The 25,679-nt window shown below is 72.5% G+C and carries 26 protein-coding genes and 1 riboswitch; of the genes, 11 read left to right on the forward strand and 15 right to left on the reverse strand.

Annotated elements, in window-relative coordinates; all coding sequences use genetic code 11:
- Positions 1-21 precede the first annotated feature (21 nt).
- From P2424_RS13550 to P2424_RS13570, 5 genes are all read right to left on the reverse strand, one after another.
- On the reverse strand, positions 22-822 hold the full coding sequence (locus tag P2424_RS13550; RefSeq protein ID WP_276476007.1) for a VOC family protein: 801 nt from the start codon (positions 820-822) through the stop codon (positions 22-24).
- 230 nt (positions 823-1,052) lie between these two features.
- Positions 1,053-1,703: a sensor domain-containing protein gene (locus P2424_RS13555; RefSeq protein ID WP_276476008.1), complete on the reverse strand. Its 651-nt coding sequence runs from the start codon at positions 1,701-1,703 to the stop codon at positions 1,053-1,055.
- 102 nt (positions 1,704-1,805) lie between these two features.
- Entirely contained in the window at positions 1,806-2,285 is a 480-nt protein-coding gene (locus tag P2424_RS13560) for a hypothetical protein (protein WP_276476009.1), read from the reverse strand.
- 213 nt (positions 2,286-2,498) lie between these two features.
- On the reverse strand, positions 2,499-3,083 hold the full coding sequence (locus P2424_RS13565) for a transglycosylase SLT domain-containing protein (protein WP_276476010.1): 585 nt from the start codon (positions 3,081-3,083) through the stop codon (positions 2,499-2,501).
- A gap of 243 nt (positions 3,084-3,326) precedes the next feature.
- Positions 3,327-3,860 (reverse strand): FAD-dependent monooxygenase, encoded by a 534-nt coding sequence (locus P2424_RS13570; protein WP_276476011.1) that lies wholly within the window; start codon positions 3,858-3,860, stop codon positions 3,327-3,329.
- Between P2424_RS13570 and P2424_RS13575 the strand changes: the two genes are divergently transcribed.
- From P2424_RS13575 to P2424_RS13585, 3 genes are read left to right on the forward strand one after another with little or no spacing between them, the layout of a single operon-like run.
- The gene (locus P2424_RS13575; RefSeq protein ID WP_276476012.1) at positions 3,850-4,176 is read left to right on the forward strand and encodes a TetR/AcrR family transcriptional regulator C-terminal domain-containing protein; all 327 of its coding nucleotides are present in this window, start codon (positions 3,850-3,852) and stop codon (positions 4,174-4,176) included. The two genes, P2424_RS13570 and P2424_RS13575, sit on opposite strands and share 11 nt — an antisense overlap.
- Before the next feature lie 40 nt (positions 4,177-4,216).
- Positions 4,217-4,921 carry a GNAT family protein gene (locus tag P2424_RS13580; protein ID WP_276476013.1) on the forward strand — a complete coding sequence of 235 codons (705 nt, stop codon included), beginning with the start codon at positions 4,217-4,219 and terminating at the stop codon, positions 4,919-4,921.
- On the forward strand, positions 4,918-5,259 hold the full coding sequence (locus P2424_RS13585; protein WP_276476014.1) for a DUF427 domain-containing protein: 342 nt from the start codon (positions 4,918-4,920) through the stop codon (positions 5,257-5,259). The genes P2424_RS13580 and P2424_RS13585 overlap by 4 nt, the downstream gene beginning before the upstream one ends.
- A gap of 141 nt (positions 5,260-5,400) precedes the next feature.
- Here the strand turns inward: P2424_RS13585 and groL are convergent, their stop codons facing one another.
- The 4 genes from groL to thrC all read right to left on the reverse strand — a co-directional run bounded on the left by groL (position 5,401) and on the right by thrC (position 9,902).
- A complete protein-coding gene (gene groL, locus P2424_RS13590; RefSeq protein WP_019355143.1) occupies positions 5,401-7,029 on the reverse strand; it encodes a chaperonin GroEL in 1,629 nt (542 codons plus the stop codon).
- Between the two features lie 377 nt (positions 7,030-7,406).
- The gene (locus tag P2424_RS13595) at positions 7,407-7,610 is read right to left on the reverse strand and encodes a cold-shock protein (RefSeq protein ID WP_016472377.1); all 204 of its coding nucleotides are present in this window, start codon (positions 7,608-7,610) and stop codon (positions 7,407-7,409) included.
- A 519-nt stretch (positions 7,611-8,129) separates the two neighbouring features.
- A complete protein-coding gene (locus P2424_RS13600) occupies positions 8,130-8,405 on the reverse strand; it encodes a MoaD/ThiS family protein (protein ID WP_276476015.1) in 276 nt (91 codons plus the stop codon).
- A gap of 183 nt (positions 8,406-8,588) precedes the next feature.
- Positions 8,589-9,902 carry a threonine synthase gene (gene thrC / locus P2424_RS13605; RefSeq protein WP_276476016.1) on the reverse strand — a complete coding sequence of 438 codons (1,314 nt, stop codon included), beginning with the start codon at positions 9,900-9,902 and terminating at the stop codon, positions 8,589-8,591.
- A 17-nt stretch (positions 9,903-9,919) separates the two neighbouring features.
- Positions 9,920-10,069: riboswitch (SAM riboswitch) on the reverse strand.
- Between the two features lie 280 nt (positions 10,070-10,349).
- Between thrC and P2424_RS13610 the strand changes: the two genes are divergently transcribed.
- Positions 10,350-11,351: a glucosyl-3-phosphoglycerate synthase gene (locus P2424_RS13610; RefSeq protein WP_276476017.1), complete on the forward strand. Its 1,002-nt coding sequence runs from the start codon at positions 10,350-10,352 to the stop codon at positions 11,349-11,351.
- Between the two features lie 80 nt (positions 11,352-11,431).
- Positions 11,432-13,054, forward strand: coding sequence for a trehalose-6-phosphate synthase (locus P2424_RS13615; protein WP_276476018.1), 1,623 nt, complete (start codon positions 11,432-11,434; stop codon positions 13,052-13,054).
- Between the two features lie 74 nt (positions 13,055-13,128).
- Here P2424_RS13615 and otsB read toward each other — a convergent pair whose 3' ends face one another.
- From otsB to P2424_RS13630, 3 genes are all read right to left on the reverse strand, one after another.
- Positions 13,129-14,007 carry a trehalose-phosphatase gene (gene otsB, locus P2424_RS13620; RefSeq protein WP_276476019.1) on the reverse strand — a complete coding sequence of 293 codons (879 nt, stop codon included), beginning with the start codon at positions 14,005-14,007 and terminating at the stop codon, positions 13,129-13,131.
- Between the two features lie 84 nt (positions 14,008-14,091).
- Positions 14,092-14,499: a DUF3263 domain-containing protein gene (locus P2424_RS13625; protein ID WP_276476020.1), complete on the reverse strand. Its 408-nt coding sequence runs from the start codon at positions 14,497-14,499 to the stop codon at positions 14,092-14,094.
- A gap of 86 nt (positions 14,500-14,585) precedes the next feature.
- Positions 14,586-15,881, reverse strand: a complete 1,296-nt coding sequence (locus P2424_RS13630) for an extracellular solute-binding protein (RefSeq protein WP_276476021.1) — start codon at positions 15,879-15,881, stop codon at positions 14,586-14,588.
- A gap of 370 nt (positions 15,882-16,251) precedes the next feature.
- Between P2424_RS13630 and P2424_RS13635 the strand changes: the two genes are divergently transcribed.
- From P2424_RS13635 to P2424_RS13645, 3 genes are all read left to right on the forward strand, one after another.
- On the forward strand, positions 16,252-17,211 hold the full coding sequence (locus P2424_RS13635) for an ROK family protein (protein ID WP_276478959.1): 960 nt from the start codon (positions 16,252-16,254) through the stop codon (positions 17,209-17,211).
- Complete coding sequence (gene nagA / locus P2424_RS13640; protein WP_276476022.1) at positions 17,208-18,389, forward strand: N-acetylglucosamine-6-phosphate deacetylase; 1,182 nt, start codon at positions 17,208-17,210, stop codon at positions 18,387-18,389. Before P2424_RS13635 ends, nagA begins: the two co-directional genes overlap by 4 nt.
- Before the next feature lie 197 nt (positions 18,390-18,586).
- Complete coding sequence (locus P2424_RS13645) at positions 18,587-19,597, forward strand: 1-phosphofructokinase family hexose kinase (protein WP_276476023.1); 1,011 nt, start codon at positions 18,587-18,589, stop codon at positions 19,595-19,597.
- 22 nt (positions 19,598-19,619) lie between these two features.
- On the opposite strand, the gene P2424_RS13650 is transcribed toward P2424_RS13645, so the two are convergent.
- On the reverse strand, positions 19,620-20,672 hold the full coding sequence (locus tag P2424_RS13650) for a hypothetical protein (RefSeq protein ID WP_276476024.1): 1,053 nt from the start codon (positions 20,670-20,672) through the stop codon (positions 19,620-19,622).
- Between the two features lie 105 nt (positions 20,673-20,777).
- On the reverse strand, positions 20,778-22,577 hold the full coding sequence (gene cdgB, locus P2424_RS13655) for a diguanylate cyclase CdgB (protein ID WP_276476025.1): 1,800 nt from the start codon (positions 22,575-22,577) through the stop codon (positions 20,778-20,780).
- A gap of 396 nt (positions 22,578-22,973) precedes the next feature.
- Here cdgB and P2424_RS13660 point away from each other — a divergent pair, with 396 nt between their 5' ends.
- Positions 22,974-23,492 (forward strand): flavin reductase family protein, encoded by a 519-nt coding sequence (locus P2424_RS13660; protein ID WP_276478960.1) that lies wholly within the window; start codon positions 22,974-22,976, stop codon positions 23,490-23,492.
- A 66-nt stretch (positions 23,493-23,558) separates the two neighbouring features.
- Here P2424_RS13660 and arfB read toward each other — a convergent pair whose 3' ends face one another.
- Positions 23,559-23,990 carry an alternative ribosome rescue aminoacyl-tRNA hydrolase ArfB gene (gene arfB / locus P2424_RS13665; RefSeq protein WP_276476026.1) on the reverse strand — a complete coding sequence of 144 codons (432 nt, stop codon included), beginning with the start codon at positions 23,988-23,990 and terminating at the stop codon, positions 23,559-23,561.
- A 299-nt stretch (positions 23,991-24,289) separates the two neighbouring features.
- Here arfB and P2424_RS13670 point away from each other — a divergent pair, with 299 nt between their 5' ends.
- Entirely contained in the window at positions 24,290-24,865 is a 576-nt protein-coding gene (locus P2424_RS13670) for a TerD family protein (RefSeq protein ID WP_276476027.1), read from the forward strand.
- Between the two features lie 274 nt (positions 24,866-25,139).
- Positions 25,140-25,640: a hypothetical protein gene (locus P2424_RS13675; RefSeq protein WP_276476028.1), complete on the forward strand. Its 501-nt coding sequence runs from the start codon at positions 25,140-25,142 to the stop codon at positions 25,638-25,640.
- The last annotated feature ends 39 nt before the right edge of the window (positions 25,641-25,679 follow it).

A 25,679-nucleotide genomic window follows, 5' to 3' on the forward strand; every position in this document is an offset into this window, starting at 1 on the left:
ACGCCGCCGCGGGGCGGAGCGTCACTTCATGTCCGGATCTCCCTTGATCAGGGCGAACGGCGCGCCGGCCGGGTCCCTGAGCATCGCGAGGCGGCCCACGCCGGGTACGTCCGTCGGCGGGATCAGCACCTTCGCCCCGGCGCCGGTCGCCCGCGTGCATGTCGCGTCGCAGTCCTCGGTGGCGAAGTAGGGGTGCCACTCCGAGGTGGAACCGGCGCTCAGGTTCTCCTGCGGGAGCTGCATGATCCCGCCCTGCCCGGTGTCGCCCTCCGTACCGCCACCGGGCGCCGAGAACACCGAGTACACCAGGTCGTCACCCATCGGCATGTCCTCGTAGGTCCACGAGAACACCGCCGTGTAGAAGCGCTTCGCCGCCGCCGCGTCCGTCGTGTACAGCTCCGTCCAGCAGAGCGTCTCCGGCTCCATGAGCACTTCCAGACCACTCGTGTCCTTCGGCTCCCACACGGCGAAGTCGGCGCCGGTGGGATCCGTGAACTGCGCCAGCCGGCCCGCTGTGAACACGTCCATCGGCGCGACCCGTACGGCGCCGCCCGCCTCCTCCACCCGGGCCCGCACCGCGTCCGCGTCCCGGGTGTGGAAGTACGTCGTCCAGGCGGCGCTGCCGCCGTCCTCCGTCAGCGGGCCGACCGCGGCGGCGGTCCGTCCGCCGCGCTGGAAGAAGCCGTATCCCCCGGCCTCCGGGCCCGCCGACTGGAACTGCCAGTCGAAGACGCTGGTGTAGAAGGCGACGGCGGCGTCCACGTCGGGCGCGCCGAGGTCCAGCCAGGCGGGAGTGCCGGGAACGAAGTCGGTCGTCAGCATGCGGAACCTCCGAAGCACGAGGCGTGTGCTGGATCCGGGGCGCTGCACCGGCGGCCGGCGCGCAGCCGCGCCCGCCCTCGGGCCGTGCGGCCGTCGCCGCGGGACGCACCCGCGCCTCGCAGCCACCCACCGCCTCAGGATGGCAGCACTCCGGCCGACTCGCCGCTCGGGAAGCTCCGCACCACCGCTCCGGCGCCATGTGACCGCCGCCCGCCGCGCCGGCCTCCGCCTCACCGCTGCTCGCGGCGCAGCAGCACCCGGCCAAGCCCCGCCTGTGTCACCGCCAGCCCGCGGACCATCGGAACCGCTGTGAGCAGGAAGAACACACCGAGTGCTGTATTGAAGGCGATGTCGGGACCGCGCCCGTCCAGCCCGAAGGCCAGATCCATCACCCCGTCCTCGTCACCGCGGGGGATCGACCAGGACCACAGTCCGTAGGTGAGCCCGCCGACCCCGCCCACCAGCCAGGTCAGCGTGACCGAGAAGGTCGCCACCCGCACCGGGAAGGCCAGCACCGCGTGCACCAGGTCCCGCCACGCCTGCGGGTCCGCCACCCCCTTCCACCGACTGCCCCCGGCCCCGGCTGCCTCCGCCGCGCCGCCCGGGCGGGTGAGCAGCGGACGGCCGGTGACGGCGGCGATCTGCTCCGCTTCCACCCGGGCCAGGAAGCGGGCCATGGACAGCGTCCCGGCCAGCACCGGCAGTCCGACGACGAGGATGAGCGTCGAGACGCCGAGCGCGAACCCGGTCACCATCAGCACGAAGGCGGCGATGCCCAGCGGCAGCCCGGAGAGCAGATAGCCCACCTCCCGGCCGAAGCGTCCCCGCCGCCGGGGGATGGAGTCCGGGCCCTGCTGCACCTGCGTTGTCATCGTCGCCATGGATCCACTGTCGCCGGGCGGCGGAGCCGATCCCATACCACTGGGGCCCGGATCCGGGGTGGTGCTGGCTACACCCCGGACCGGCTTCGCCGAGCGCTTCGCTCAGCGGACGGTCACCGTCACCGGGTCGGAGGGCTGCCCCGCGACCACCGTCCGGATCCGGTTCACCCCCCTGATACCGAGCTTGACGCGCATCGAGTAGTCCAGTGACCGGTTGACGACCGACGTGGCAGGCAGCGTCTTCCACGAGCCGTGCTGCATCTGCTGGAGACGCACGGCCGTCCCCGCCCTGATTCCGGTCACCTTTCCGCGCAGCCGGAACTCCTCCCACTGCCGCACCTGTTCGCGGTCGGCCGTCACGGTGTTGGTCCTGGCCGCCGCCGAGGGACCGCCGGGCGTGATCGGCGCCGCGCTCGCCGTCGCACCCCCGGTTCCGGCGTCGGCTCCGTTCTCGTTCCCCCCGTTACCGGTCCCGGGGCCGGTCGCGGCCGCGGTCGCGGTCGCGGTCGCGGCTGCCGCACCGATCAGGCCCACGGCCAGGACACCGGCAACGGCGGTACGGAGGCGGAATGTTGCGCTCATCGTCTGCGGCCTCTTCTCGTGAGAGCGATGTCGTCACCCGCAACAGCGGCGCAGTGGCGGGCATTTCAGGCATCCCCACCTGATGAGTCGAATACTCCACAGAACAGACGAGCGGACATGCGAGGGAGCGGGCGGGTGGGAGGTGTATTCCTCCCGCCCGCCCGCTCCGTGGCGCGTTGCCGGGGTGTGGCGGTGGCGTGTTGTTTGTGTCCGTCAGTAGGCGGAGTCGACGTTGTCCATGGTGCCGTAGCGGTCGGCGGCGTAGTTGCAGGCGGCGACGATGTTGGCGACGGGGTCGGTGAGGTCGTCGGGGGTGCCCTTGACGTGGTACTGGTCGAAGGTGGGCTGGATGACCTGGAGGAGTCCCTTGGAGGGGGTGCCCTTCTTGGCGTTGACGTCCCAGTCGTTGACGGCGTGGGGGTCGCCGGCGGATTCGCGGATGATGTTGCGCTTGATGCCGTCGTAGCTGCCGGGGATGTCGTGCTTGGCCATGATGGCGCGGGCCTCGCGGATCCAGCCGTCGAGGTTGTCGGCGTACTCGCCCTTGCCGCCATCCTTGCCGTTCTCGGTGCTCTTGGTGTTCTTGGCGGCGTGGTCGGCCTGGGCGGTCAGGTGCTGGGCGGTGGCGGCGGCCTGGTGGGTGGCGGGGCCGGCGGTCTGGGTCTGGGGCTGGGCGGCGTGGGCGGTGCCGGTCAGGGCGGTGGCGGCGATTCCGGCCGCGCCCAGGGCGGTCAGGCCGCTGACGGCCAGGCGGCGGGTGGGGCGGACGGTACTCAGGGCGGTGAGAGTGGTGCGCATGAGGGGCGGGGGACCTTTCGCGGGGGGACGTGGCGCCGCGTTCCGGCGTGGGGGTGCCGGTGGTCTGGTTGCGGCGTGGGGCCCACCGTGCGGGAGGCACCCCCCACCCGGGCAAACAGGTGACCTACGACCCGTATTCGTCCTCCGTGCCGATCCGGGCCCGCCGCCCCCACACCCACCCCGATACCGGCATTTCGGACATACGAGGGTGGGTCGTAAGTGACGTGGACCCTATGGGCGGCCTCACAACCCCCACCCGTCCGCGTCACCGAGGGTGAGGGCGTTCTTCGCGACGGTGAGGGACTCCTCGGATGGGCCCTGCCCCGGGTTCTCGGTGGCGAGGGCCTGGTTGAGGGCGACAAAGGGGCGCATGCGCTCCTCGTACCGGAGCAGCGCGTCGGCGACCGGCACGGAGGAGGCGCCCAGCTCGCGGGCGAGGACGTAAGCGCCGACCAGGGCGAGGCTGGTGCCCTGGCCGGAGAGCGGCGAGGGGCAGTACCCGGCGTCGCCGACCAATGCGAGGCGGCCCCGCGTCCAGTGGTCCATGCGGACTTGCGCCATGGGGGCGAAGTAGAAGTCGGGAGCCGTGTGCATCGCCTCCAGCAGGGTGCCGGTGTCCCCTCCGAGAGCGGCCGTGTGCGCGGCCAGCAGCGCCTTCTGCTGCTCGGTGTCGCGGTGGTCGTAGTCCAGGGGCGGCGACATGAAGCCGAGCGTGGCGCGCAACTCGGCGTTCCCGCGGACGGGGTAGAGGCAGTAGCTCGAGTGGATGCTCGGCACCCTGGACGAGTGCGGCCTCGCCCCGGCGACCGCACTCGATCTGAACGCCCTGCTCTACAGCCATGTCCTGGGGCTGGCCCTCCAGCACGAGCGGGAGACCGCCGCCGAGAGCAGCACCGGTCTGACGGAGGACGCCTGGATGGCACAGCAGGCGGCCACCCTCGCGTCGCTGACGGCCTCCGGCGCCCACCCGACGTTCGCGCGCCTCCTCGACGCCCTCGGGGACGACGGCTACGAACTGCGTCTGGACGGCCTCTTCGAGACCGGGCTGGCCGCCATCCTCGACGGCGTGTCCCGGCTCGTCGAGGGACGGTAATCCGCTCGCGCCCGCATCCGGGCTTCGGCACCCTTGGGTCATGGAAGCCGACATCTGGCCGCTGTACGGGCTGCGCCTGACAACTCCGCGCCTGGAGCTGCGCCTTCCGGACGAACGGACCCTCGTCGAGATGGCACGGCTCGCCTCCGGGGCTGTGCATGCCGACTCCGAGATGCCCTTCAGCGTCCCGTGGACCGCCGCACCTCCCGCCGACCGCGCCCGCGGCTGCTTCCAGCACGTCCTGGGCACCATCGCGGGCTGGCGGCCGGAGGGGTGGACGCTGAGCCTCGCCGTCCTGCACGGCGGCCGGGTGATCGGACGACAGGATCTGAGCAGCACCGACTTCGCCGTCGTACGGGAGACGCACACCGGCTCCTGGCTGGGTGTGGAGCACCAGGGCCGGGGTTTCGGCACCGAGATGCGCGCCGCTGCGCTGCATCTGGCGTTCGACGGGCTCGGAGCGCGCGGCAGCGTCTCTGCCGCGATGACGGACAACCCGCGCTCGCGGCGGGTTTCGGAGAAACTGGGTTACCGGCCGGACGGTCTGCTGACCGAGTCCGTACTGGGCCGGGCCCGCACTCTCGAACGGTTCCGGCTCGACCGGGCCGGCTGGGAGGCGCACCGCGCGGTACCGGTGGAGACCGCGGGACTCACAGCCGCCGCTCTGGCACTCTTCGGAGTCCGCGCGCCGGGCGCGGACGCAGCAGCACCGGACGAACCCCCGAGCGAGAGGACCGCGTCATGACCACACCGAGCGAGGGCCACACGATCACCGTCGAGGAGGGCACCGAACGCGTGCGTGTCGTCACCCGCGACGGCAGGGTGCTGGCGGAGAGCAGCCGGCCGCTGCTGCTGCGCGAGACCGGCTACCCGGTGCGGTACTACCTGCCGCCCGAGGACGTCCGCACCGACCTGCTCGCGCCGTCCGACACCCGCACCCGCTGCCCCTTCAAGGGCAGCGCCGCCTACTGGTCGCTGGCCGACGGCACGGCCCAGGATGTCGCCTGGTCCTATCCCGAACCCCAGGACCGGGTGGCGGCCATCGAGAAGCACCTCTGCTTCCCGGACGTCCAGGTCAGCTGACGGCCGCAGGAGCCGATGCCGGCTGAGAGCCGGAACCCGGATCCGATGCCGGGCCGGACAAGCCGGAAGGGCGGGCACCCCGTGGGATGCCCGCCCTTCCGCCGCCCTCGGCGGGCGGTACTGCCTGTGTGCGGCTCGGACTCAGAAGTCCATGCCGCCCATGCCACCGGCGGCAGCCGCGTCGGCGCCCGCGGCGGCCTTCTCCGGCTTGTCGGCGATGACGGCCTCGGTGGTGAGGAAGAGCGCCGCGATGGAGGCGGCGTTCTGCAGCGCGGAGCGCGTCACCTTGGCCGGGTCGAGGATGCCCTCGGCGATCATGTCGACGTACTCGCCGGTCGCCGCGTTCAGACCGTGGCCCGGGGTCAGGTTGCGCACCTTCTCCACGATGACACCGCCCTCGAGGCCGGCGTTGACCGCGATCTGCTTGAGCGGGGCTTCCAGAGCCAGCTTGACGGCGGCGGCACCGGTGGCCTCGTCGCCCGCCAGGTCCAGCTTCTCGAAGACCGAGGAAGCCTGCAGCAGGGCGACGCCACCGCCGGCGACGATGCCCTCCTCGACGGCCGCCTTCGCGTTGCGGACGGCGTCCTCGATGCGGTGCTTGCGCTCCTTGAGCTCGACCTCGGTGGCGGCACCGGCCTTGATGACGGCCACGCCGCCGGCCAGCTTGGCCAGTCGCTCCTGGAGCTTCTCGCGGTCGTAGTCCGAGTCGCTGTTCTCGATCTCGGCGCGGATCTGGTTGACCCGGCCGGCGACCTGGTCGCTGTCGCCCGCACCGTCGACGATGGTGGTCTCGTCCTTGGTGATCTGGACCTTGCGCGCCCGGCCCAGCAGGTCGAGGCCCGCGTTCTCCAGCTTGAGGCCGACCTCCTCGGAGATGACCTGACCGCCGGTGAGGATGGCGATGTCGTTGAGCATCGCCTTGCGGCGGTCGCCGAAGCCCGGGGCCTTGACGGCGACGGACTTGAAGGTGCCGCGGATCTTGTTGACGACCAGCGTGGACAGGGCCTCGCCCTCGACGTCCTCCGCGATGATCAGCAGCGGCTTGCCCGACTGCATGACCTTCTCCAGCAGCGGAAGGAGGTCCTTCACGTTGCTGATCTTGGAGTTGACGATGAGGATGTAGGGGTCCTCGAGCTCCGCCTCCATGCGCTCCATGTCGGTGGCGAAGTAGGCGGAGATGTAGCCCTTGTCGAAGCGCATGCCCTCGGTGAGCTCCAGCTCGAGCCCGAAGGTCTGCGACTCCTCGACGGTGATGACGCCTTCCTTGCCGACCTTGTCCATAGCCTCGGCGATCAGCTCACCGATCTGGGTGTCGGCCGCGGAGATGGAGGCGGTGGAGGCGATCTGCTCCTTGGTCTCCACGTCCTTCGCCTGCTCCAGCAGAGCGGCGGAGACAGCCTCGGTGGCCTGCTCGATACCGCGCTTGAGGGCCATCGGGTTGGCACCCGCGGCGACGTTGCGCAGACCCTCGCGGACCAGCGCCTGGGCGAGCACGGTGGCGGTCGTCGTGCCGTCACCGGCGACGTCGTCCGTCTTCTTGGCGACCTCCTTGACCAGCTCGGCGCCGATCTTCTCGTAGGAGTCCTCGAGCTCGATCTCCTTGGCGATGGAGACACCGTCGTTGGTGATCGTGGGGGCGCCCCACTTCTTCTCCAGAACGACGTTGCGGCCCTTGGGGCCGAGCGTGACCTTGACGGCGTCGGCAAGCTGGTTCATGCCACGCTCAAGACCGCGCCGCGCCTCCTCGTCAAAGGCGATGATCTTGGCCATGTGGGTTGGTCCTCCCTGGCTTCCCCCATGCGTCGAGCGCAAGGGGAGGGTTGGATTGCTCCGGACCGCGTGGCGCCCGCGACGGACGGCCTGAGACCCGGCGGTTCCTTCCCCACCCGGCTGCGGCCTCACCGACCCGGTCCTTCTTTGTCACTCTCACTCGCAGAGTGCTAACCCAATGATTAGCACTCGGGCATGGAGAGTGCAAGCGACGGCGAAGCCGTCTCCGGGTGGGGTGGCGGTCGGGTGACCCGGGGGCGCGAGCCCCACGGACGGCGGACGAGGGACAGCGGACAGCAGACAGCGGAGAAGGGGCCGCACCCTCGGGCGCGACCCCTTCTCCGCTGTGTCTGCAGCTCTGCGCAGTCCGGCGACACTCAGCCGGTCACGCGGACCATGTCCGCCTGCGGCCCCTTCTGACCCTGCGAAATCTCGAACTCGACCCGCTGCCCTTCGTCGAGAGTGCGGTAACCGTCCATCTGGATCGCGCTGTAGTGGACGAACACGTCCGCACCACCGTCGACCGCGATGAAGCCGTACCCCTTCTCCGCGTTGAACCACTTGACGGTGCCCTGAGCCATTCCTAACTCCCCTATTACTGGCCCTTGCGCGAGCCCGCACTTCGCGAACCCGGGTCAGACCTCACCCCCATGAGCAAGCGGGGGCGTGCGCCGGAACGCGTCGACCGCCGCTGAATGTATCTGCACGGACGCCCTGTGCAACAGGTCAATCGGACGAGAATTCTGGGCACGGCTGATCGGAAATAAGCCTCAACTGGGCCTGAAGCAGGGCAAGTCGGGCCAGACATTTGGAGTCTTCGCGACAATTACCGTCCGGTTTTCGACCGTAACTTGTCCCGTTGTCATCGCGGCGCCGTCCCGTCCGCGGCCGTGCCCGACGCGGTCCGTGCGGCGGTCGGCGGGTGCCGGGTGGGGGAACTCCCGTCACTCTACCGCCTCCCGAAACACGGAATCGCCCCCTCCGTTTCCCTTCGGAGAGGGCGACCCCGTGCCGTAGGCCCTGCTGGCGAGCGGTGGTGCGGAACTCGGCCGGCCGGCGGCGGACGGACCGATCCGACGGGCGAGCGGGCGACCGACCGGTCAGCCGCCGGCGACCGCCGGAATGATGGAGACCCCGGTGCCGTCCGGGGTGGGGGTCTGCAACCCCTGTTCGAAGCGGACGTCGTCGTCGTTGACGTAGACGTTGACGAAGCGGCGCAGCTTCCCGGCGTCGTCCAGGACACGGGCGGAGATGCCCGTGTGGTTCTTCTCCAGGTCCGCCAGCACCTCGGCGAGGGTCCCGCCCTCGGCGCTGACCTCGGCCCGACCGCCCGTGTAGGTGCGGAGGATGGTGGGGATCCGGACGTTGACGCTCATGTCGATCTTCCTCACGTGTAGGGGACGCGTCCCAGGGGCCCGCTCCGGCACTCCCGGTGCGGAACACCGGGCAAACACCGGGGGGCGGATTTCAGCCGTTCGGGGCGCCGCGGGCGTGCGAGGCCCGCGGCCCTCGAGGCGCCGCGGTGCTCCCGGGGCGCCGCACGCCCCGGGAGACCCCGGTCAGGCCAGACCGGCCTCGCGGAAGGCGGCCAGGTTGGGGCGGATCACGGCGGTGGGCCGCGCCGTGGCGGCCACGGCGTCGAGGGTCTTGAGTCCGTCGCCGGTATTCAGGACGACCGTCGTGAGCGTCGGGTCGATGGCACCGGACTCGATCAGCTTGCGGGTCACGCCCAGCGTGACGCCCCCGGCCGTCTCCGCGAACACCCCTTCGGTCCGGGCGAGCAGCGAGATCGACTCCACGATCTCGGCGTCGTTCACGTCGTCGGCGGCGCCGCCCGTGCGCGTGCAGATGTCGACCACGTACGGCCCGTCCGCCGGGTCCCCGATGGCCAGCGACTTGGCGATGGTGTCCGGCTGCTTGACCGGCCGGACGGCACCGGTGCCGTCCTTGTACGCGCGGGACACCGGCGAGCAGCCCTCGGCCTGCGCGGCGTAGATGCGGTACGGCTTGTCCTCGACGAGGCCGAGCCGGATCAGCTCCCGCAGCCCCTTGTCGATCTTCACGAGCTGGCAGCCGGAGGCGACGGGGATGACGAGCTGGTCGGGAAGCTGCCAGCCGAGCTGCTCGCAGATCTCGTACGCCAGGGACTTCGAGCCCTCGGCGTAGAACGGCCGCAGATTGACGTTCGTGAAGCCCCAGCCCTCGCCCAGCGGGTCGCCGATGAGTTCGGAGCAGAAGCGGTTCACGTCGTCGTAGGTGCCGTCGATCGCGACGAGCTCGCCGCCGTAGATCGCGGCCATCACCACCTTGGACTGCTCCAGCCCGTCCGGGATGAACACGCACGAACGCAGTCCGGCCCGGGCGGCGGCGGCGCCGACCGCCCCGGCCAGGTTGCCGGTCGAGGAGCAGGAGAGGGTGCTGAACCCGAAGGCGCGCGCCGCCTCCAGGGCAATGGCGACCGGGCGGTCCTTGAAGGAGTGGGTCGGGTTGCCGGAGTCGTCCTTGACGTAGAGGCCGCCGGTCACGCCCAGTTCGGCGGCGAGCCGGTCGGCCTTCACCAGCTGGGTGAGGCCGGGGTTCAGGTTCGGCTTCTCGGCGACGTCGGCAGGCACCGGCAGCAGCGGCGCGTAGCGCCACATCGAGGCGGGCCCGGCGGCGATGCGCCGCCGCAGCTCCTCCGGGTCACCGGAGGGGAGCTCGTAGGCCACTTCCAGCGGACCGAAACACTCCAGGCACACGAAGCTGGGGCCCAGCTCGGTGCGGGTGCCGCACTCACGGCAGGAGAGGGCCACTGCGGCGCCGAGGTCGTAGGGGGTGCTTCCGGCGGTGCCGGTGGAGGTGGTGCTGTTCGCTGCAACTGTCTGCACAGCCATGGAGGCGAGGCCCTTTCTCCTCATCTTCCCCGTGGCGTATCTCGTCACGGGCCGGAATTGGCACCGTCCCCACGAGGCGGTCTCGCCGTTGAGTCCGCGTACGCGCGGATCGCGGGATGGTTGCCGGGGCTTCAACGGGCCGTTCCCTCTGCCCCTCTGGATGAGCTGCACTATGGCTACGGGCGGCCGACAGCCGCCCGGGCGTTTGTGTCGCGGCGCCCCCGAGATGCGGAGGTCACCTGCGTTGTTCAAGACTGTAACCGACGGCGGTCACGCTTGAGGGGGACGTCCGAACCGCGAGATGGATCTTCCACTGCCCGTCCTCCCCGGTCCGGGGGCGGTAACGGTACCGCCGGGCGCTACCGGCCCGCCCCGCCACCGACTCACCGGACCGCCCGACCAGCCCGACCACGGATCCGACCAGCCCGACTACAGGAAGGCGCGCACGTGCTCGATGAAGTGGGCCGCTGGCTGCGGCGCCGTTCCTGGCGTGTCGCGGACCGGCCCCTGGAGAACCTGCTGGCGGCCAAGCGGCGCACCGGCACCACCGTCAGCGTGGTGCTGCCCGCGCTCGACGAGGAGGCCACCGTCGGCGACATCGTCTCGGTGATCCGCCGCGACCTGGCCACACCGCACCCCGGCACCGGGACCGCGCTGGTCGACGAGCTGATCGTGATGAACTCCGGCTCCACCGACCGGACCGCCGAGGTCGCCGCGGCCGCGGGGGCCGAGGTGGTGCACCGGGACGAGGTGCTGCCCAGGCTGCCGCCCCGCCCCGGCAAGGGCGAGGTGCTGTGGCGTTCCCTGCTGGCGACCAGCGGCGACATCGTCTGCTTCGTCGACGCCGACCTGCGCGAATTCTCACCGGACTTCGTCACCGGCATCGTCGGGCCGCTGCTGACCGAACCGGACGTGCACCTGGTCAAGGCGATGTACGACCGGCCGCTGCGGGACAGCCCGGCGGGCGGCGGGCGGGTGACCGAACTGGTGGCGCGTCCGCTGCTGAATCTGCACTGGCCCCGGCTGGCCGGCCTCGTCCAGCCGCTGGGCGGCGAGTACGCGGCGCGCCGTTCGCTGCTGGAGCGGCTGCCGTTCCCGGTGGGCTACGGAGTGGAGCTGGCGCTGCTGGTCGACACCCTGGAACTGCTGGGGCTGGACGCGCTGGCCCAGGTCGACGTGGGGGTCCGGCTGCACCGCAACCAGGACGGGCAGGCGCTCGGCCGGATGGCGACCGCCATCCACGCGGCGGCCGAGCGCCGCATCGCCCGGGGCCCGGCGACGGTGGACGGCGCGCGCAGCGGGATCGAGGCGCTGTCGGGCGGCACGGCGCTGACCCAGTTCGAGCGGGACGGTACGGGATGCTTCGTCCCCCGCGGCCACCTGGTGGACGTCGAGGAGCGCCCGCCGATGCGCACCGTGCCCGAGTACGGGCAGCGGATGGCGGCCTGACCGGTGCGGGGGTACCCCTGTCCGTGTTCCGGGGCCGACGGGCACGTTTGAGCGGTTTCGGCGGCGGCTAGGCTCGCGGCATGGCCGCTGGAGGAACACCGTCCGGAGCATCACCGCAGGCAGCAGGAGCGCGGGCAGCACAGGAGACCCCCGGAGCGCCGCAGACGGGGGGAGGCTCGGCGCGGGTGCTGGTGGCGTCCAACCGCGGCCCGGCGTCCTACACGCGCGCGGAGGACGGCACGCTCTCCGCCAGGCGCGGCGGCGGCGGGCTGGTGTCCGGACTGTCGGCCATCGGTCCGGAGGCGGACGCGCTGTGGGTGTGCGCCGCACTCGGCGACGGCGACCGCGAGGCGGCCCGGGCGGCGCGGGGACGACTGGACACCGGGGACACCGGCGGGCAGCCGGTGCGGATGCTGGACATCCCCGCCGACACCTTCGAGGCGGCCTACCACGGCGTCGCCAACTCCGTACTGTGGTTCACCCATCACATGCTGTACCACACGCCGCTGGAGCCCGTCTTCGACCAGGACTTCAGCGGCCAGTGGGCCGGTTACGAGGCGTACAACGCCGCTTTCGCGGACGCGCTGGCGCAGGAGGCCGACGACGGTGCCGCCGTCCTGGTGCAGGACTACCACCTCGCACTGGTCCCCGGCATGCTCCGCGCACGCCGCCCCGACCTGCGGATCGGCCACTTCTCGCACACGCCGTGGGCGCCCGCCGACTACTTCCGGCTGCTCCCGGACGACGTCGCCGCGCAGGTGCTGCGCGGCATGCTCGGCGCCGACCGGACCGCGTTCCTGACCGCGCGCTGGGCCCGGCTGTTCGCCGAGTGCTGTGCGCGGGTGCTGGGCGCCGCGGTCGAGGGCGGCGGCTCCCCGCGGGCGGACGCCTCGCCGCACGACTCCGCACCGCGGGACGCCTCGTCGGATGGCGCGGCGCCGGAGGACTTCTCGCTGACGGTGACGTACGAGGGCCGCACGACGCGTATCGGGGTGCATCCGCTCGGTGCGAACGGCGACTTCCTGCGCGAGCGGGCGCACCGGAGCGACGTCGCCGACCGGCTGGCGCAGTTGCGCGACCAGGTGGGCACCGGCCCCGACGGGGCCCCGCGCCGGGTTCTGGTCCGGGTGGACCGCACCGAGCTGTCCAAGAACATCGTCCGGGGCCTGTACGCGTACCGGCGGCTGCTGGCCGACCGCCCCGAGTGGCGTGAGCGCGTCGTCCACCTCGCGTTCGCCTACCCCTCGCGGCAGGACCTCGCCGTGTACCGGGACTACACGGCCGAGGTGAGCCGGGTCGCCGAGGAGATCAACCGGGAGTTCGGCACCGATGGCTGGACGCCGGTCGTGCTGCATGTGAAGGACGACTTCGCGAGGTCGCTGGCCGCCTACCGGATGGCGGACGTCGCGCTGGTGAACCCGGTGCGGGACGGGATGAATCTGGTGGCCAAGGAGGTTCCCGTGGTCTCGGACGCGGGCTGTGCGCTGGTGCTCTCCCGGGAGGCGGGTGCGCACGAGGAACTGGCGCCCGACGTGCTGTCCGTGAACCCGTTCGATGTGCGGGAGACGGCGGCCGCCCTCCGCACCGCGCTGGAGGCGGATCCGGCCGACCGCGCGGAGCGGACCCGCCGGCTGGCCGCGACCGCCACCTCCCGGCCGCCCGCCCGCTGGTTCCTCGACCAGTTGGAGGCGCTGCCCGGCTGACCCCCGCCCACGCCCCGCCGGACTCCCGGTCCGCGCGGGGCCGCCGGGTGGTGGCAGCCGGGCGGTGTCCGCGGTCAGCGCGGGGACTGGATTCCGTCCGCCAACGCCCGCAGCCAGGCCACCAGTCCGGCCGGGCCGGGGACCCGGACGTCCGCACCGTCGCGCAGTTCGGGAACCGCCTCGGCCGCCGCCTCGGGTGCGCTGTAGAGCAGCAGTCCCGGTACGCCCTCGGCGCGCAGGGCCGCGACAGCGGCGTAGGCGGGCAGGTCGCCGCGGTCGTCACCGGCGTAGACGACGGCGGTGGCGGACCGCTCGCGGACGAAGCCGGTGAGGGCTGCGCCCTTGTCGGCGCCCGGCGGCCGGAGTTCGAGCACCATGCGGCCCGGCTCCACCACGAGTCCGTGCCGCTCGGCCAGCGCGTACAGCGGCTCCCGCAGCAGCTCGAGGGCTTCGTCGGGCGAGGCGGCGCGCCGGGTGTGCACGGCGAGCGCCCGGCCCTTGTCCTCCGTCCAGGTGCCCTCCGGCGCCTCGGACTCGCGCAGCAGCCCGGGGAGTTCGGCCCGTACCGCGGCCACTCCGGCGGGTGGTTCGGGGGCGCGGACGACCGGATCCGCCGCGTCCCACCGCTCGGCCCCGTAGCCGCCCAGGACGGTGAGCCCCTCCAGTCCGGCGGCGCCGTCGAGGCCGCCGTACCGTACGGCTTCCGCCGCCGGGCGGCCGGTGATCACGGCGACGCCGGCCAGCCGCGGGGCGAGCCGCGCCAGCGCGGGGACCGCCTCGGGGTGCGCCCGGGCGTCCCGCGGATCGCCGACGATGGGTGCGAGGGTTCCGTCGAAGTCGAGCGCGAGCACGGTGCGGGCGGGGTCGGCGCGGACGGCGGCGAGCCCGGCGCGCCCCGCCTCCGTGTCGGGTTCGGGCAGCGGTGGATGCGCGGAAGGCTGCGGAAGCGACATGTTCGCACCTTAGCGAGCGGGCGGGGGCCGGGCCCGCGGGTCGGCCGGGTTCCGTGGCCGCCGGCGGGTCCGGGCTCCGGGGCCTTAGTGGGTGCGGTCCCGGGCGGCCTGCCGGAGGCGCCGCAGGCGGTTGACCGTCAGCGGATCGTGCCGGGCCGCCCGGGGGTCGTCGAGCAGCGCGTTGAGGTACTGGTAGTAGCGCACGGGCGACATCCCCAACTGCTCCCGGACGGCACGCTCCTTCTCGCCGGAGGGGGGCCGGCCGCGGGCTGCGAAGGCGAGCACCGCGCGGTCCTCCGCGGAGAGGTCGCCCGTCCCCGGCTCCGCCGCGCCGCCGGTTCCGTCCGCGGCGGTGCCACCCCCGGCCTCGTCCGCGGCAGTGCCGCCCCCGGCCTCGTCCGCGGCAGTGCCGTCCCGCCGGTCCGCCGCATCGGGCCAGTCGGTCCCGCCGTCCGCGCCGCCGCTGTCCCGCACGTCTTCCGTACCGCTCACGCTTCCACCGTACGTGCCGCCGCGCGGGCCGGCGTGGCCGCGGCGGCGGCACGGGCGGAGTTCCGCTTCGGCGGTCGCCCTGGGCGTCAGGAGGGCTTCGCCTCTTCCTCGGCTTGCGCCTTGCGCTGGAGCTCGGTGAGCACGGCCTTCGGGTCGCCGCCCTTGACGGCCGCCTGGCCGATGGACTTCTTGAGGGTCGCGTTGGTACCGGCCCAGGAGACCTTGCCCACCGGGTAGAACTCGGCGCCGGCGAGCTGGTCGAGGAAGGGCCAGAGCTTCTTCTGCTCCTTGTCCTTGCGCATCTCCTCGGAGGCGCTGGTGGTGACGGGCAGCAGGCCGTACCGGGAGACGAAGGAGTAGTGGTTCTCCGTCTCGAAGACGAAGGCGAGGAACTTGCCGCACGCTTCGCGGTGGCCGTTCTTCTTGAACGCCATCATCCAGTCGGCGACGCCGAGGGTGCCTTCGGCGGGCCCCTTGCTGCCGGGCAGCTTCCCGGTGCCGTAGGAGATGTCCTTCTTGTCGGCCTGCTGCATCAGGGTGGGGTGCCCGTTGAGGATGCCGACGTCGCCCTCGGTGAACGCGTCGAACAGCTTCTGCCGGTCGGTGCGCTGGGGGCTGGGTTCCGTGTAGCCGGGCGTGACGAGGTTGTCGCGCAGCCACTGGAACGTCTCGATGTTCTCGGGGGAGTTGATGGTGTAGTTGCCCACGCTGTCGACGTAGGAACCGCCGTTGCCGAGCATCCACATCAGGGACTCGCCCTGCGCCTCCTCGGGGCCGAGGGGCAGGCCGTAGGGGATCCGTACCCCGGCGGACTTCAGGGCCCGGGCCGCCGACTTGAGCTCCCGCCAGCTCTCCGGCGGCTTCTCGGGGTCGAGTCCGGCCTTCTCGAAGAGGTCCTTGTTGTAGAAGAGCACCCGGGTGCTGGCGACGAACGGCAGTCCGTACTGGACGCGGCGCACCTCACCGGCCTCGGCGAGCGGGACGAGGAACTCGGCCTGCGCGGGGATCGGGAGCAGCTCGCTGACCTTGTAGAGCTTTCCCTCGTCGGCCCAGTCGGCGTACGAGTCGACCTGGGCGATGTCCGGCGGGTTGCCCTTGTCGACCATGTCGGTGAGCTTCTTGCCGATGTCGTTCCAACTGTGCACGGTGACATCGACTTTGATGTCGGGGTTCTTCTTGGTGAAGGCGTCGGCGAGCTTCTGCCAGTAGATCTTGGAGCTGTTCTCGGCGCCGGGGTTCCCGTAGTCGGCGGCGACGAGCTTCAGCGTCACCTCGCTCGACCCCGGGCCGCCGCTGCAGCCGGACAGTGCGGTCATGCCGGCCGCCCCGGCCACGCCGGTCGCGGCCATACCCAGGAATCGACGCCGTTCCATCTTCTTCATACCCCTCAGCCCTGCGAACCCTCAGAACATACTGCGAGCCCCATGAGTGCCTTTGCTCCCCCCTGGCACCACCAGCCCCGGCCCGTCCGCCCGGAGTCTCCCCCTATGAGGGCCCGAGCGTCCACCGAAACCGGATACCAGTACGGATCAGGTTGGCTTCCATTCGGATCACGAAAGAAGTCCGGATACGGACGAACCCCTCGCCGCGCCGCCCGGAAACGGCCGGCGCGGGAAGAAGCCCCCGGAGTGGACTAGACCTTTACGCTCCTCACACGGGACACTGTCCCGCGTGAGTACCCGTGACAAGGCCCCCAACGCGTCCGCCGCGGCAGGCGACGCCGCCCGGACGCAGACCCGGGAAGCGCCCCCCGTGCAGTACGTCCTCGCCCTCGACGTCGGCGGCACCGGGATGAAGGCCGCTCTGATCGGCACCGGCAACGAACTGCTGCACGAGGCACGCCGGTCCACCGGACGGGAACGCGGCCCCGAGGCGGTGGTGGCGGGAATCCTCGACTTCGCCGCCGAACTGCGCGCCGAGGGCGTACGGCAGTACGGCACCGAACCGTCCGCCGCGGGCGTCGCCGTCCCCGGCACCATCGACGAGGAGCACGGCGTCGCCGTCTTCTCCGCGAACCTCGGCTGGCGCGACGTGCCGATGCGCGCGCTGCTCGGTGAACGGCTCGGCCGGGGCCGGGACACCCGACTGCCGCCGCTGCCGGTCGCGCTCGGCCACGACGTGCGCACCGGCGGGCTCGCGGAGGGCCGCATCGGCGCCGGGGACGGCGTGGACCGCTACCTCTTCCTCCCGCTGGGCACCGGCATCGCGGGCGCCATCGGCATCGGGGACCGGGTCGAACCCGGCGCGCACGGCAGCGCGGGCGAGATCGGCCACATCGTCGTACGGCCCGACGGTCCGCCCTGCGGCTGCGGCCAGCGCGGCTGCCTGGAACGCCTCGCCTCGGCGTCCGCGGTCGGCGCCGCCTGGGCGGCGGCCTGCGGCGACCCGGACGCGACAGCCGCCGACGCCGCGGCGGCCGTGGCCGCGGGCGACCCGCGCGCCGAGCGGGTGTGGGCCGACGCCGTCGATGCGCTGGCCACCGGCCTGGTCACGGGACTCACCCTGCTCGACCCCCGCACACTGATCATCGGCGGCGGCCTCGCCGAGGCGGGCGACACCCTCTTCGTTCCGCTCCGGGAGGCGGTGCGCGAGAAGGTCACATTCCAGCCACTCCCGACCATTGTGCCCGCGGCCCTCGGAGACGCCGCGGGCTGCCTGGGCGCGGGTCTCCTCGCCTGGGACCTACTCTCCGCGGAGGTTGCGAGCCGATGAGCAAGCGAACGGTGCTGACCGGTGCCCGGGTGGTGGTACCCGAAGGGGTACGCGAGAACGGCAGTGTGGTGGTCGAGGGCCGCACCCTCGCCGACATCGGCCCCGGCGGGCCCGTCGGCGCGGACGCACCGGGCCCGCCCGCACCGGACGCCGAGACGCTCGACCTGAGCGGGCACTGGATCGTGCCCGGCTTCGTCGACCTCCATGTGCACGGCGGCGGCGGCGCCTCCTTCTCGGCGGGCAGCCACGAGGAGTCGCTGACCGTCATCCGGACCCACCGCGCGCACGGCACCACCACCATGGCCGCGTCCACGGTCACCGGGGATCTGGACGACCTGTCCCGGCAGGCGGCCTCGCTGGGCGAACTCGCCGAACAGGGCGACCTGGCCGGCGTCCACTTCGAGGGTCCCTTCATCTCGTGCAACCGGCGCGGCGCGCACGACGCCTCGCTGCTGCGCGACCCGGACCCCGGCGAGGTGCGCAAACTCCTGGACGCGGCGCGCGGCCGGGCCGTGATGATGACGCTCGCCCCGGAACGCCCCGGCGGACTGGACTCGGTGCGGCTGCTCGCCGACAGCGGCGTGATCGCCGCGATCGGGCACACCGACGGCGACTACGAGGGCACCCGCCAGGCCGTCGACGCGGGCGCCACCGTCGCCACCCACCTGTTCAACGCCATGCCCCCGCTCGGCCACCGGCAGCCGGGGCCGATCGCCGCGCTGTTGGAGGACGACCGCGTCACGGTCGAACTGATCAACGACGGCACCCATCTGCATCCCGCCGTGCTCCAACTGGCGTTCGAGGCGGCGGGTCCTGAGCGGGTCGCGTTCATCACCGACGCGATGGGCGCCGCGGGCATGGGCGACGGCCGCTACCCGCTGGGCGGTCTGGAGGTCGAGGTGCGCGACGGTGTGGCCCGACTGGTGGAGGGTGACTCCATCGCCGGATCCACCCTGACGCTCGATCAGGCGTTCAAGCGCGCCGTCACCGTCGACGGGCTGCCGGTCGCCGACGCCGTCAAGGCGCTGTCCGCCAACCCGGCACGGCTGCTGGGGCTGGCCGACCGGGTGGGCTCGCTGGAACCCGGGAAGCTGGCCGACCTGGTGGTGCTGGACGAGGAGTTCACGCCGGCCGGAGTGATGCGTCAGGGCTCCTGGATCGTCCGCCCGCCCCACTGAGCCGAACCGCGCGTCGCCCCACGCGGGTTCCCGGGGGCATCTCCCGTTCATAGGCTTGGTGAGGCATGATCGCTCGCGCGGTCGCGGCAGGCCGCGGGCCGCGCAGGGCCCGCGCATGCCGCGCCCGGCGGAAGTGTCGTCTGACCTGGGTTGTATGTCATGAATCGTCGTTGGACGGGTGAGGGTGGTGCGCGCGGATGATCCTGACCGTCACGCTCAATGCCGCGCTCGACCTCACCTACCGCGTGCCCCACCTCGTCCCGCACGCCTCGCACCGGGTGCGGGAGGTGACCGAGCGTCCCGGCGGCAAGGGGCTGAACGTCGCCCGGGTGCTCGGGGCGCTCGGGTTCCGCACGACCGTCACCGGCTTCGCGGGCGGTGAGACGGGCCGTACGCTGCGGACCCTGCTCGCCGCGGACGGAGCGGGGGCAGGGCGGGCAGCGGACGGCGACCGCGGCAGCGGGACAGCCGCCGGGAGCGCCGGGACCGGTGGGGAGACCGCCGCCGTCACCGACGCACTGGTCGAGGTCGCCGGGCCCACCCGGCGCACCGTGGGCGTCGTCGACGAGAGCACCGGCGACACCACCCAGCTCAACGAGCCGGGACCGCACATCTCGCCGGAGGAGTGGGAGCGCTTCCTGACCGCCTACCGCGGCCTGCTGGAACAGGACGTCGAGGCCGTGGCCCTGTGCGGCAGCCTGCCGCCGGGCGTTCCCGTCGGCGCGTACGCGACCCTCGTGCGCGAGGCGCGGACGGCCGGGATCCCGGCCCTGCTGGACACCAGTGGGGAACCGCTGCGCCGCGGCCTGGCCGCCCGCCCCGATCTCGTCAAACCCAACGCGGACGAACTCGCCGGGATCACCGGCACCGCCGAACCGCTGCGCGCAGCGCGCGCCGCCCAGCGCCGCGGCGCCCGCGCGGTGGCGGCCTCACTGGGGGCCGACGGGATGCTGCTGGTCACCCAGGACGGCGCCTGGAGCGCGGCTGTACCGGAACGGCTGGCGGGCAACCCGACCGGTGCCGGGGACTCGGCGGTCGCCGGTCTGCTCTCCGGCCTGGCCGAGGGCCTGCCCTGGCCGGAGCGGCTGGCCCGTGCGGTCGCCCTGTCGGCGGCGACGGTACGCGCTCCGGTGGCCGGCGAGTTCGACGAGCAGACCTACGCCCGGATGCTGCCCTCGGTCCGGGTCCGCGGCGCGGAGACCCCTTGACGGACGGTCCGCACCCGGTGCGTCAGCCCTTCCAGCCCTTGGTCAGCCAGACCTGGTCGAGGTTGACCTCGCACTTGTTGCCCTCCTCGCAGGAGATCTTGACCGAGTTCTGGCCCTTCTGGAGCTGGATGTTCGACCAGGTGTTCTGCCAGCCGTGCTCCCAGTCGCCTTCCTCGGCGCCGGAGAAGTTCTTCATCCGCAGCGGCCGGCTCTCCGGCTTGCCGTTGACGGTGAGAGTGGCGTCCGCGTCCTTGCCGGGCACGCCGTAGCGGACGTGCAGGGTGTACTTGCCGCCCTCGGGGATGTCCTTCAGCTTCCAGGTCGCCGAGGAGCCGGGCTGGTTCATCCCGCCGACGTACGCGCCGCCCTGACCCTTGGCACCCGCCACGTCGGTGGCCGCCGTGGCGCCGCCGCCGAGCCGGAGGCTGGCCGCGTCCTCCTTCGGCAGCTTCTTCGACGCGGGCTCCTGGTCCTTCTTCTCCTTGTCGCCGTCGCCCTCGTCCTGGCCCTCGTCCTGCTGCGAGCTGCCGGTGTCCCGGGCCTGCGGCTCGTCGGCGTCGCCGTCGTCGTTGAAGACGATGGCGGCACCGATGCCGATCACCACGGCCGCCACCACCGCTATCGCGCCGACCAGCAGACCGGTCCGGTTGCGCCCGCCGCGGCCGGGGCCGCCCTGTTGCCGTGCGGCAGCCCGTCCGCCGGGCATCGTCTCGGGCGCGGCGTAGTGCGGGCTGGGCTGGTGCTGCGGGGGCGGCGGCTGCTGCGAAGCGCCGTACCCGGGCTGCTGGGGATAGCCGTAGCCGGACTGCTGCTGCGGGTAGCCGTAGCCAGAGCCCTGCTGCGGGTAGCCGTATCCGGAGCCCTGCTGCTGTGCCTGCTGGGTCTGCTGCGGGTAGCCGTAGCCGTACTGCCGCTCGCCGACGGCACGGACCTGGTTGTAGGAGCGACGGGGAACGCCGGGCTGCTGTCCGGGCGCGGGCTGCTGGGCGCCGCCCTCCTGCCGGTACAGATACGCGAACGGGTCGTCGTCGCCCCCCTCCGGCGCAGCACCCGTGCCGTTGTTCTCGGCGGTCATCCCCTCACTCCCTACTGCGTCAGGTATCCGGGCGAGCCTACCTCTCCTGGGTGAACCTCTTGGCCCTGTTGCCGACCGATTGCCGGCCGATCATCCCCGGCTGCGCTAGCCCGCCCGGCGCTGCCCCTTGGACCGGGACCGCTTCTCCACGTACATGCGCTGGTCAGCGGATTGCAGGACTTCCTCAGCGGTCATTCCGCAGCCTGCCCAGCCGATGCCGAAGCTCGCGCCTACCCGGACCGCCCGGCCGTCAATCTGGATCGGCGGGATGATCGCGTTCCGCAGCCGCACCGCGAGGTCCTGCGCCTCGGCCGGGCCCAGCCCGTCGGCCAGCACCACGAACTCGTCGCCGCCCAGCCGCGCGACCGTGTCGTCGTCCCGGACCCCGGCCTCCAGGCGGCGGGCCACCGCGATGAGCACGCCGTCCCCGCAGTGGTGGCCGTAGCGGTCGTTGATGGACTTGAAACCGTCCAGATCGCAGAAGAGGACGGCGAGCCCCTTCTCACCGGGCCCGTCGCCCTTCGGCGGCACCGCGTGCACATGGTGCGGATCCGCTCCCCCGTCCGCGCCGGACCCGCCGAATTCGTCGGCGCCCGCGGAGCCGGGCGGACCGCCGGGTGCCACGGCGGTCGCGTACGGAGCGGTGGCCTGCCGGCTGCCCGCGGGGGGCGGGCCGGTACCGGGTCCCGTCCCGGCGCCGGGTATTCCTCCCAGACCCTCCAGGTCCCAGAAACCACCCCCCTGCCCGTGCAGCCGGCCGGGCCCGCCCTCCGCGTACCCGGAGGGCCCGACGCCGGGCAGCACGCTGGACTGGACCGCAGGCCGGTCCGGCCTCGCACACAGCCTGCTGCTCAGCCGCGCTCGCAGCTCGGCGCTGTTCGGCAGCCCGGTCAGCTGGTCGTGGCTGGCACGGTGCGCGAGCTGGAGCTCGTGCCGCTTGCGCTCCTCGATGTCCTCGACGTGAGTGAGCAGGTAGCGCGGCCCGTCAGCGGTGTCGGCGACCACGGAGTTGCGCAGCGAGACCCAGACATAGCTGCCGTCCCGACGCGCCAGCCGCAGCTCGGCCCGGCCGCCCTCCGCCGAGGTGCGCAGCAGGGTGCGGATGTCCTCCGGGTGCACCAGATCGGAGAAGGAGTAGCGGCGCATCGCGGCCGCCGGGCGGCCCAGCAGCCGGCACAGCGCGTCGTTGATCCGCAGCAGCCGCCCGTGCTGGTCCCCGCCCATCTCGGCGACCGCCATCCCGCTGGGCGCGTACTCGAACGCCTGCCGGAAGCTTTCCTCGCTGGCCCGCAGCGCCTGCTGCTCGCGCTCCAGCCGCACGAGCGCACGCTGCATGTTCGACCGCAGCCGGGCGTTGCTGAGGGCGATCGCGGCCTGGGAGGCGTACATCTGCAGCGCCTCGCAGCCCCACGCACCGGGGCGGCGGCCGTTGCGCGGGCGGTCGACGGACAGCACCCCCAGCAGCTCGCCGTCGGAGGCGTACAGCGGTGCGAAGAGGCGGTCCATGGGGTGCCAGGCGTCCGGGGTGTCCCGTACCGCCGACGGCGCGTGCCACTCCGGCACCTCGTCGTCGTCCAGGACCCAGCCCTCGGTGTACGGGACGAAGTGCAGCGCCCCCCACTGCCGGCCCAGCGACAGCCGCCGCTCCCAGGCGGCGCGTGACCCCGAGCGGCCCGCCATCATGGCCTCGGCCGCGGCGCTCCCGGCGACGGCGGCCACGACCAGTTCGCCCTCGGCCCGCACCAGGTGGACGGCGGCTATCTCGAAGCCGAGGCCCTCGACCACCCCGTCGGCGACGATCTGCAGGGTGTCGGCGAGGCTGCGGGCGGTGTTGAGCTGTGCCACGACGTGGTGGAGCTGCCGCAGGCTGGCGAGGCGGACGTAGGGCTCCGACTCGGTTTCCATAGCCCTCCCCCTGAGCCTTGCTCGTCCACTCCAGGTGCTCGTGGCGTCGCTTCCGGGCCTCACTGACTCAGTGCTTCGGCTGTCTTTCGGCTGCCACCGCCACTGAATCACAGCGAGCTGTTCACTCGGTACACAGGGTCAACAATTAATGCCCTCTGTGACTCAAGTCACAACAGTCCGCGATTAGTTGATTGCGCAACGTGTACCCCCGCGGGGCAGCGGTATACGTCGCGTACATCTCGTGCAAATTCCCCGCATACTCCGGACGGCCTCGGCCGGTCCTAGTACCCACCTGGTCCCCGAGTCCGATGCGGGGCCGGGAGAGCGCCCGTTAGCGTAGCCGACGTGTCCCACGCAGTGCAGCAGCAAACGACCCCCGCGCCCCCGGGCCCCGCCATGCCCCATGCTGATGGGGTGAGCGACGAGGAGTTCCGCGCGGCGATGGCCCGGCTCGCGGCCGGGGTGGTGCTCGTCACCGCACACGACCCCGAGGAGGGCGTGCGCGGTGAGGACGTCGGCATGACCGCCACCGCGTTCCTGTCCGTCTCGCTCGACCCTCCCCTGGTGCTGGTCAGCGTGCGCGAGGACTCACGGATGGACGAGCTGCTCTCCCGCCAGAACCACTGGGCCGTCTCCCTGCTCACCGAGGCCCAGCACCAGACCGCCGGTCGTTTCGCGATGAAGGCGCGGCTCAGCGACCGGCTCCTCTTCCAGGAGCTCCCCCACACCCGCGGCCCCGTCAGCGGCGCACCCCTGGTCGACGGCGCGCTGGCGGCCGTCGAGTGCCGCACCGAGCAGCGGGTCACCGCGGGCGACCACACCCTGGTCATCGGGCGCGTCCTGGCCACGCGGCTCACCCACGGGGAGAGCGGGCCGCTGCTGTACCACAGCGGGCGGTACCGGTCCCTGCGCTGATCCGCTGCCGCGGGGCCCGGGGACGGTCCGGGTCCGGGGGCGAGTCCGGGGACGGGTCCGGGGGCGTCAGTCCCAGCCGCGTCCCGCCCGGCCCCGCTTCAGGTCGCTGCGCTGCTTCTTCTGGCGCAGCCTGCGCTCATTGATCCCGCGGGGCGTCTTCTTCTTGCGCCGCGGCGGCGGAGGGGGCTCCGTGGCCTCCGCGAGCAGCGCCGCCATCCGCACGGCCGCCGTCTCCCGGTTGCGCCACTGCGAACGGTGCTCGCTCGCCCGCACGACCAGCACCGCACCGTCCACCAGCCGGTTCGCGAGCCGCTCCAGCGCCCGGCGCTTCCACACCTCGGGCAGCACCTGGGTGCGGGCCAGGTCGAAGCGCAGCTCCGCCTGGCTGTCGCTGGTGTTCACATGCTGGCCGCCCGGACCCGACGAACGGGTGAAGCGCCACGTCAGCTCAGCCTCGGGCAGGGCGACGTCACCGCGGATGAAGTGGGGGCCAGACATGGACATGGTCTCCATGGTCCGGCCTCCGGGCGCGGCCGTCATCCGCTTTTCCGGACACCAGCCCCGGTACCGCGCCGGACACCCGCGGGGATGCCGCTTCGGACACGCTCGGACCTCGCGGGCGGGACCGCGAAGGTAAAGAACGCAAAGTGGACCGGGAAAGCTGGAACCCGTCCGTCCTCCGGCTGCGTTGTGCAGGGTGTGAGGCGTACGGCCGCGGACCCCGGTGAGGTTCCGTTCCGGCGCCGGTGATTCCCTCGGAGTCACCACCAGAGCCAGACACGACAGAAGGGCACCCCATGGCTGTAAGCCTGTCCAAGGGCGGCAACGTCTCGCTCACCAAGGAGGCACCGGGCCTGAGCGCCGTCACGGTCGGCCTCGGCTGGGACGTGCGCACCACCACCGGTACGGACTTCGACCTCGACGCGAGCGCCATCGCGGTGACCGCCGAAGGCAAGGTCTACTCCGACCAGCACTTCATCTTCTTCAACAACAAGGCGACGCCGGACCAGTCGATCGTCCACACCGGTGACAACGTCACCGGCGAGGGCGAGGGCGACGACGAGCAGATCAACGTCAACCTGGCCGCGCTGCCCGCCGAGATCGACAAGATCGTTTTCCCGGTCTCGATCTACGACGCGGAGAGCCGCAGCCAGAACTTCGGCCAGGTGCGGAACGCCTTCATCCGCATCGTCAACCAGGCCGGCGGCACCGAGATCGCCCGCTACGACCTGAGCGAGGACGCCGCCACCGAGACCGCCATGGTCTTCGGCGAGCTGTACCGCAACGGCGCGGAGTGGAAGTTCCGCGCGGTCGGCCAAGGCTACGCCTCCGGCCTCGTCGGCATCGCCCAGGACTTCGGCGTCAACGTCTGAGACCGGCGGACCGCCGCCCGGCCCGCCGGTCCGGCACGCCGGGCACCCGCCCAGCCCCGGGCCCTCCGGCCCGCAGGCCCATCCGGCGGGGACCGACCGGACACCGGCCGGGCACCGGCGGTGGCGCTCCCCGACACGGGAGCGCCACCGCCCACCCGCGCCCGTGCCGCACAGGGACCGCCCGACACCGGCCGGAACCCCCCGACCGGAACCCCCCGTCACCGTCCGGAACCGCGCGGCACCGCGATCCCGGCGGGCGTGACACCATCGCGCCGTGCTCGACATCGGCTACGCCCTCTCCCGCCGCTTCCCCGACCCGCCCCAGACGGACTACCGCACCGCCGACGTGCGGACCCTGCGGCACGACCTGTTCTGCGGCGACATCTACCTCGCCGACACCGACACCGACACCGAGCTGTCCACAGCCTGGGGATGGGTGCCGGTGCTCGACTTCGCCTGGGCACTCTGCGACATCGTCGAGGAACTGGACCGCGACCCGCTGGGCAGCCGCTCCCCGGGCCCGCACCACGCCGCCCTGGACTTCACCGAGTCCGCGGACCTGCTGCGCTTCACCCGCCGGTTCGGCTGGATCGAGATCACCGCCGACTGGTCGCCGGCCGGCGAGGAACCGCTCTCCTTCTCCCACGGCGCCCTGCGCCGGGAGGCCCGCGACTTCCTGCACGACCTCGTCGCGGACCTCACGGACCTGCACGAGGACCTGGCCGCCAACCCCGCCGTCCACGTCCTCACCTCCCGCTTCCCCCGGGTGCCCTGACTCCGTTCCCGTGCGCCGGGGCTCCCTCCACCAGGGGGC

This window comes from Streptomyces sp. WMMB303, assembly GCF_029351045.1.
In the GTDB taxonomy this organism is placed as follows: Bacteria; Actinomycetota; Actinomycetes; order Streptomycetales; family Streptomycetaceae; genus Streptomyces.

Excerpts from the sequence above, each read along its gene's own strand:
- P2424_RS13550 (WP_276476007.1), bottom strand. The coding sequence starts at position 822 with ATGCTGACGACCGACTTCGTTCCCGGCACTCCCGCCTGGCTGGACCTC.
- P2424_RS13555 (WP_276476008.1), bottom strand. The coding sequence starts at position 1,703 with ATGGCGACGATGACAACGCAGGTGCAGCAGGGCCCGGACTCCATCCCC.
- P2424_RS13560 (WP_276476009.1), bottom strand. The coding sequence starts at position 2,285 with ATGAGCGCAACATTCCGCCTCCGTACCGCCGTTGCCGGTGTCCTGGCC.
- P2424_RS13565 (WP_276476010.1), bottom strand. The coding sequence starts at position 3,083 with ATGCGCACCACTCTCACCGCCCTGAGTACCGTCCGCCCCACCCGCCGC.
- P2424_RS13575 (WP_276476012.1), top strand. The coding sequence starts at position 3,850 with ATGCTCGGCACCCTGGACGAGTGCGGCCTCGCCCCGGCGACCGCACTC.
- P2424_RS13580 (WP_276476013.1), top strand. The coding sequence starts at position 4,217 with ATGGAAGCCGACATCTGGCCGCTGTACGGGCTGCGCCTGACAACTCCG.
- P2424_RS13585 (WP_276476014.1), top strand. The coding sequence starts at position 4,918 with ATGACCACACCGAGCGAGGGCCACACGATCACCGTCGAGGAGGGCACC.
- groL (WP_019355143.1), bottom strand. The coding sequence starts at position 7,029 with ATGGCCAAGATCATCGCCTTTGACGAGGAGGCGCGGCGCGGTCTTGAG.
- P2424_RS13595 (WP_016472377.1), bottom strand. The coding sequence starts at position 7,610 with ATGGCTCAGGGCACCGTCAAGTGGTTCAACGCGGAGAAGGGGTACGGC.
- P2424_RS13600 (WP_276476015.1), bottom strand. The coding sequence starts at position 8,405 with ATGAGCGTCAACGTCCGGATCCCCACCATCCTCCGCACCTACACGGGC.
- thrC (WP_276476016.1), bottom strand. The coding sequence starts at position 9,902 with ATGGCTGTGCAGACAGTTGCAGCGAACAGCACCACCTCCACCGGCACC.
- P2424_RS13615 (WP_276476018.1), top strand. The coding sequence starts at position 11,432 with ATGGCCGCTGGAGGAACACCGTCCGGAGCATCACCGCAGGCAGCAGGA.
- otsB (WP_276476019.1), bottom strand. The coding sequence starts at position 14,007 with ATGTCGCTTCCGCAGCCTTCCGCGCATCCACCGCTGCCCGAACCCGAC.
- P2424_RS13630 (WP_276476021.1), bottom strand. The coding sequence starts at position 15,881 with ATGAAGAAGATGGAACGGCGTCGATTCCTGGGTATGGCCGCGACCGGC.
- nagA (WP_276476022.1), top strand. The coding sequence starts at position 17,208 with ATGAGCAAGCGAACGGTGCTGACCGGTGCCCGGGTGGTGGTACCCGAA.
- P2424_RS13645 (WP_276476023.1), top strand. The coding sequence starts at position 18,587 with ATGATCCTGACCGTCACGCTCAATGCCGCGCTCGACCTCACCTACCGC.
- P2424_RS13650 (WP_276476024.1), bottom strand. The coding sequence starts at position 20,672 with ATGACCGCCGAGAACAACGGCACGGGTGCTGCGCCGGAGGGGGGCGAC.
- cdgB (WP_276476025.1), bottom strand. The coding sequence starts at position 22,577 with ATGGAAACCGAGTCGGAGCCCTACGTCCGCCTCGCCAGCCTGCGGCAG.
- P2424_RS13660 (WP_276478960.1), top strand. The coding sequence starts at position 22,974 with ATGCCCCATGCTGATGGGGTGAGCGACGAGGAGTTCCGCGCGGCGATG.
- arfB (WP_276476026.1), bottom strand. The coding sequence starts at position 23,990 with ATGTCTGGCCCCCACTTCATCCGCGGTGACGTCGCCCTGCCCGAGGCT.
- P2424_RS13670 (WP_276476027.1), top strand. The coding sequence starts at position 24,290 with ATGGCTGTAAGCCTGTCCAAGGGCGGCAACGTCTCGCTCACCAAGGAG.